Annotated in this window: 7 protein-coding genes; all 7 read left to right on the top strand. The window is 41.7% G+C overall.

Going from position 1 to position 5,485, the window contains the following annotated elements:
- The first annotated feature begins 166 nt into the window (after positions 1–166).
- Positions 167–1,039 (top strand): acyl-CoA dehydratase activase-related protein, encoded by an 873-nt coding sequence (locus ABIL00_08090; protein MEO0110716.1) that lies wholly within the window; start codon positions 167–169, stop codon positions 1,037–1,039.
- On the top strand, positions 1,036–2,103 hold the full coding sequence (locus ABIL00_08085) for a 2-hydroxyacyl-CoA dehydratase (protein ID MEO0110715.1): 1,068 nt from the start codon (positions 1,036–1,038) through the stop codon (positions 2,101–2,103). Before ABIL00_08090 ends, ABIL00_08085 begins: the two co-directional genes overlap by 4 nt.
- A 32-nt stretch (positions 2,104–2,135) precedes the next feature.
- Positions 2,136–2,939 (top strand): HAD-IB family phosphatase, encoded by an 804-nt coding sequence (locus ABIL00_08080; GenBank protein ID MEO0110714.1) that lies wholly within the window; start codon positions 2,136–2,138, stop codon positions 2,937–2,939.
- A gap of 4 nt (positions 2,940–2,943) precedes the next feature.
- Complete coding sequence (locus tag ABIL00_08075; protein ID MEO0110713.1) at positions 2,944–3,855, top strand: FAD:protein FMN transferase; 912 nt, start codon at positions 2,944–2,946, stop codon at positions 3,853–3,855.
- On the top strand, positions 3,849–4,826 hold the full coding sequence (gene amrS, locus ABIL00_08070; GenBank protein MEO0110712.1) for an AmmeMemoRadiSam system radical SAM enzyme: 978 nt from the start codon (positions 3,849–3,851) through the stop codon (positions 4,824–4,826). Before ABIL00_08075 ends, amrS begins: the two co-directional genes overlap by 7 nt.
- An 11-nt stretch (positions 4,827–4,837) precedes the next feature.
- Entirely contained in the window at positions 4,838–5,098 is a 261-nt protein-coding gene (locus ABIL00_08065) for a hypothetical protein (GenBank protein ID MEO0110711.1), read from the top strand.
- Positions 5,099–5,216: 118 nt separating this feature from the next.
- A partial coding sequence (locus ABIL00_08060) for an SBBP repeat-containing protein (protein ID MEO0110710.1) occupies positions 5,217–5,485 on the top strand: 269 nt, incomplete at its 3' end.

The following is a 5,485-nucleotide window of genomic DNA, read 5'->3' as shown; positions in this document are numbered from 1 at the left end:
CATCGTTATAACCATAAAGGCTCCCCCTATTACTTTTTAATATGGGAGGGAGCCTAAATTTTTTCAATGGTAAGATATTTTTGATTAAATAACCCATTTTCGGTAAGATTATTTTTGATGAAAACCGTGGAGTTGACTTTCCCCTTATTATTTTGTAAAATTATTGGTGAAGATCGGTATCCCGAGGGCGCTTTTCTATCACCGCTACGGAAAATTCTGGGAGGTCTTTTTCCAAAATTTAGGAGTGGAAGTTTTCCTTTCCCCAATTACCAATAAGGCGATCTTAGAAGATGGGGTGAAGAATATCTCATCGGAGGTCTGTCTGCCGATCAAGATTCTCATTGGCCACGTTAGGAATTTTAAGGAGGTTGAGCGAATCTTTCTTCCCCGGTTTGTCTTCTTAAGGGATAAACTCTTCGCCTGTCCGAAGATGATCGGTGTTCCGGATTGTGCCCGGTTTGTGAGCCATTTTCCGATTGATAGCCCGAAGATAAAAAATAATCTATTTCTTCCCCATTTTCTTTACGGGATTTATCTAACCAAAAATCCGTTAAAGTCTCTTTTTGCCTATCTGAAAGCCCGTCCTTTTCTAAGATTTCCTTCCCAGCCTCCCTCTTTTCCAAAGGAAGAGAAAAAGATTGGTTTGATTAGCCATTTCTATAACTTAAACGAGGATTATCTGGGAAAAGAGGTGATACGCTTCTTTCAGGAGAAAGGATTTTTGGTCTACACCAAGGAGGATTTGCCAATTTCTATTCTCCATAATAAAGATGGTTTTGCGAAGAATATCCGTTGGGTATTTGAGAGGGAACTTTACAACGCCTTTAGATTCTATTTAGATAAATTGGACGCCTTCTGTTTTATCTTCTCTTTTGGCTGCGGACCGGATTCCTTAATTGGCGAGATTATGGAGAGGGAAGCAAAGGAGAGGGAGATTCCTTTCTTAAAATTGGTGATTGATGAGCATACCGGAAAGGCAGGGATTATTACCCGATTGGAGGCTTTTCTTGATATGATAAATAGGCAAAATGGTAAATGAGAGCCTCTTTCCCATCTTTTGGTTATGAGACCTTAGCCTTAAAATCCTTCTTAAAAAACTTAGGGGCGGAAGTCATTCTTCCCAGAGATCTCACCAAGAGGACCTTAGAGATTGGGGTGAAACTATCACCGGAGATGATCTGCCTCCCTTTTAAGATTACCCTTGGTAACTTTTACGAAGCATTAGAGATGGGGGCGGATACCTTATTTATGGCGGCTGGGGCGAAGAAGTGCCGTTTCGGTTATTACCACTTTTTACAAGAGAAGATTTTGCGGGAGAAAGGACCGATTGTCCAAAGTGGCAGTTTCAATTTCTATCCGGTCTCCCAATATACCCCTTACCAATTTGTTTTTGAGAAGATGCCCAAGATCTTTGCCACCACTCCCCATAAGGTGATTCGGGCTTTAATTTTACTATTGGCGAAGAGTTCTTTAATTGAAGATTTTAAGGAATTGCTACGAAAAAAGAGGGCGGTTGATTTTGCCGAGGCCGAAAGATTAGAGAAGATTTTCTTAAAGAAGATAGAAAGGGCGGAGAAGTTTTCCGAAATCCTCTGGTTAAAAAAAGAGATAAAAAAAATCCTTTGGGTGGAAGATAGAGATGACCTCTTGAAGGTTGGTCTGGTTGGTGAGATATACTTTATGATTGAACCTTTCGCCAATCAGGAGATGGAGAAGGAATTGGGTAGGATGGGGGTTTGGGTTTTGGCGAAGAGGAGCCTTTATCGCCACTTAATGCATCTTCTGAAATTGGACTGGGAATTTTTGAAATTCTATTTTTTGGCGCGGCGCTACTTAAAAGATTCGCCCGGAGGGGAGGCGATAAGAACCTTAGGGGAGGCGTTAGATTTTATCAAAAAGGGGGTTGATGGGATAATTCATATTTTTCCCTTTACCTGTATGCCGGAGAATATCGCAATGGAGGCATTGAAGGAAGTGAGTAAAGATTATGATGTGCCGGTCTTATCCCTATCCTTTGATGAGCACACCTCCAAGACCGGTCTTTTGACCCGCCTGGAGGCATTTGTTGAATTAATAAAGAGAAAGCGGAGTAAGTTTTGTTGACAAATTCTAATCTGAGCATAGAATAGGTTGCGATGAAAAGAATAAGAAAGGAATTAAAAAAGAAGTTTCTCTTCGTCTCCGACTTTGACCAGACACTCTCCCTTGATGATTCCGGGGTTTTAATCTCTCAGATGATTGGTATCAAACCGGAGACATTTTTAGCGAAGGTGAAGGAGTTGCGCAAGAGAAATATTACCCAATTGGGTGGGGAATTGGCTTACCTCTTGGTCTCCGACCAGGATTATAAGAATCGGGTGACAAAGGAGATTTTAATTAAAGCGGGAAAGGTGATAAGATTAAAGGAAGATGTGAAAGAACTATTTTCGGTTTTGGAGAATGGGATTAAGGGAAGTGAGTTTATCTCCTATGTCGTCTCCGCCTGCCCCCGAATTTTAATTGAAAGGTCTCTGGAAGGGATATTGCCGAAAGAAAGAATTTTTGGCACAGATTTTCTCTTTGACCAAGAGGGGAAGATTATTGAGATTGAAAGGACCGCGGCGGGACAGGGCAAAGTGGCGATCGTTGATGAGTTGGTGGAAAAGGAGCACATCCCGCGGGAAAGGGTAATCTATGTCGGCGACGGCTCTTCGGATTTACATGTGATGCTCCATATTAATGTCTACGGTGGCTTTACGATTGCCGTCTCACCTTCCCCTTATCTCGGACATATCTCAAAAAGAACTGTCCTTTCCGAGAATGCCCTTTCGGTATTAGCACCAATCTTGGAAGATTGTTTAGGCTTTTCCGAAGAGGAGATAAAGGATTTCTATACGGGGATTGGCCATCCCATTTACGAATGGAATCGGGCAAAGACCGAATGGCTAACAATTGCCTAATCCGGTGAAAAGTTTAATAAAAATCCTTCCTCTCCTTTTTCTCTTTTGCCAAAAGGAAAAGACGATGGAGCGGACCGAAATAATCTTTGGTAGTTATTTTCGGGTGAAGATAACGGGAGAAGAGAAGGTAGTCTCTAAGGCTTTGGCAGAGGTCTTCTCCGAGATGAAGAGGTATAATAATTTATTCTCTATCTTTTCGGATAGTTCTGAGGTCTCCCGATTGAATCGAAATGGTCGGCTCAAGGCTTCTGGGGATTTGCTCACCATCATCAGGAAGGCAAGAGAGATTGGCGATTTAACGGATGGTGCCTTCACCATCACCATCTATCCCCTAATGGAAATCTGGGGATTTTATCAAAGGTCTTATCATTTACCAAAGGAAGAGGAGATTACCGAGAAGAGAAATTTGGTTGGCGATGAAAGGGTGATAATTAAAGGGGACTCGGTTTATCTTCTCTCGGGGACTAAGATTGATTTGGGCGGGATTGCGGTGGGCTATGGGCTTGACCGGGCTTATGAAATCTTAAAAAGATACGGGATAAAGAAGGGTTTGATTGATGGGGGTGGTGACATTTTAGTCTTTGGTGATTCTTATAAAATTGGGATTAAGGATCCAAGGAGAGAAGGTTTGATTGAGACCTTGAACTTAAAAGATGGAGCGGTCTCCACTTCTGGTGATTATGAGAATTATTTTGAGATAGAAGGGAGAAGATTTTCCCATATTATAGACCCAAAGACCGGTTATCCGAAGGAAGGGGTGAAGAGTGTGACGGTTTTTGGTAAAGAAGCGATAATCTGCGATGCCCTCTCCACTGCCCTTTTTGTCTTAGGGGAAAGGGGAGAGGATTATATTAAGAAATTTCCTGGCTATCAGGCGATTGTCTATTTAAGTGATGGCAGGAGACTTAAATGGTAGAGGCAAAGTATTATAAGAAGGAAGGGGAATTTATCGTTTGCCAACTCTGCCCCAATTTCTGTCGGATTGGCGAAGGGAAGGTGGGAAGGTGTTTGGGGAGAAAAAATATCGGGGGGAAATTATTCGCCCTCAATTACGGCGAAGTGGTTTCAATGGCAATTGATCCGATGGAAAAGAAGCCTCTTTATCACTTTTATCCCGGAGAGGAGATTTTTTCGGTTGCCACCTACGGCTGCAACCTCCTCTGCCCTTTCTGTCAAAACTGGGAGATTTCCCAAAGGAAAGTATCCGGTCGTTATTTCTCCCCAGAAAGTTTAATAGAGGAGGCGGAAAGGTATGAGAGCAAGTTTATCGCCTATACCTATACCGAACCGGTAATCTGGTTTGAATATCTCTGGGATGTGATGAAATTGGCAAAAGAGAAGGGGATGAAGAATGTTTTGGTGACCAATGGTATGGTGAACGAAGAGCCGTTAAAAGAGATTTTGCCTTACATTGATGCGATGAATATTGACTTAAAGTCAATCCGAAAAGATTTCTATCGGGATTTCCTGAAAGGTGATTTGGAGACCGTTCTCAATACGATAAGATGGGCAAAGAGATTTTGCCACATTGAAATAACCAATCTCTTAATTCCCGGGAAAAATGACAAGGAGGAAGAGATCGGGGAATTGGTAGAATTTGTTTCCTCTTTGGGTAAGGAGACGGTCTTACACTTCTCCCGCTATTTTCCCCATTACAAGATAGATTTGCCACCGACACCAATTAGGACCTTAGAGATGGCTTATAAAATTGGGAAAGAGAAGTTGTATTATGTTTATGTGGGCAATGTTTTGGGTTTTAATAATAATACAGTTTGTCCCGCCTGTGGTAATCTCTTAATTGTTCGGGATTATTTTCGGGCGGAAGTTATTGGGATTAAAGATAAAGCCTGTAGCCGATGTGGAAGAAGAGTTGATCTTATTTTATAAAGGGAGGAGAAATGGTAAAGAGAGGGATTGGTTTTATCATTCTTTTAATCATTACCGGTGGGATTTTGGGTTCGGCCTTTTCCCAATATCTATCAACACTCTTTCCCCCAGGACCGGTGAGGGACTTTTTCTTTAAGGCGATTAGATTTGGCTTAGAGAACTTAAATCTCAATTTGGGATTCCTCCATCTTGCCTTCGGTTTCACCTTTAACATCACTGCCTTCACCGCCCTTTTTGTCTTTTTCCTTCTTTACTTGAATATTAAATTATAGAAAATTAGAAATTGAGGTTTAGGGTCTTTTGAAATTTTTTAAAATCTCCCTTGACCTTAAAAAATTTTTTATTATAATGTATGTTATATTTATAATAGGAAGAAGAGCGGGAGGATTTATGATAAAGAGAAACCTTCACAATATATCTCTAATTGCTCTTTTTTTCATTCCGACGCTCCTCTTTCCCCAGGCTTGGGTAGCAAGATACAACGGTCCAGCGAACTTGGATGATGAGGCGCATGGTCTCGCAGTTGACAATTCCGGTAATGTCTACGTCACGGGTTACGCTAACGGTTATGGGGAGGTCCTTGATTACGGAACGGTTAAGTACAATGCCAACGGTACCCAATTATGGTCAGCGATATATGATGGGGGCATTACCGACAT

This window comes from candidate division WOR-3 bacterium (assembly GCA_039801905.1).
In the GTDB taxonomy this organism is placed as follows: Bacteria; Hydrothermota; Tepidihabitantia; order Tepidihabitantales; family JBDRVQ01; genus JBDRVQ01.
Note: the sequence above shows the minus strand (reverse complement) of the source record. Positions and strands in the feature narration are given on the sequence as shown.

Excerpts from the sequence above, each read along its gene's own strand:
- amrS (MEO0110712.1), top strand. The coding sequence starts at position 3,849 with ATGGTAGAGGCAAAGTATTATAAGAAGGAAGGGGAATTTATCGTTTGC.
- ABIL00_08085 (MEO0110715.1), top strand. The coding sequence starts at position 1,036 with ATGAGAGCCTCTTTCCCATCTTTTGGTTATGAGACCTTAGCCTTAAAA.
- ABIL00_08065 (MEO0110711.1), top strand. The coding sequence starts at position 4,838 with ATGGTAAAGAGAGGGATTGGTTTTATCATTCTTTTAATCATTACCGGT.
- ABIL00_08080 (MEO0110714.1), top strand. The coding sequence starts at position 2,136 with ATGAAAAGAATAAGAAAGGAATTAAAAAAGAAGTTTCTCTTCGTCTCC.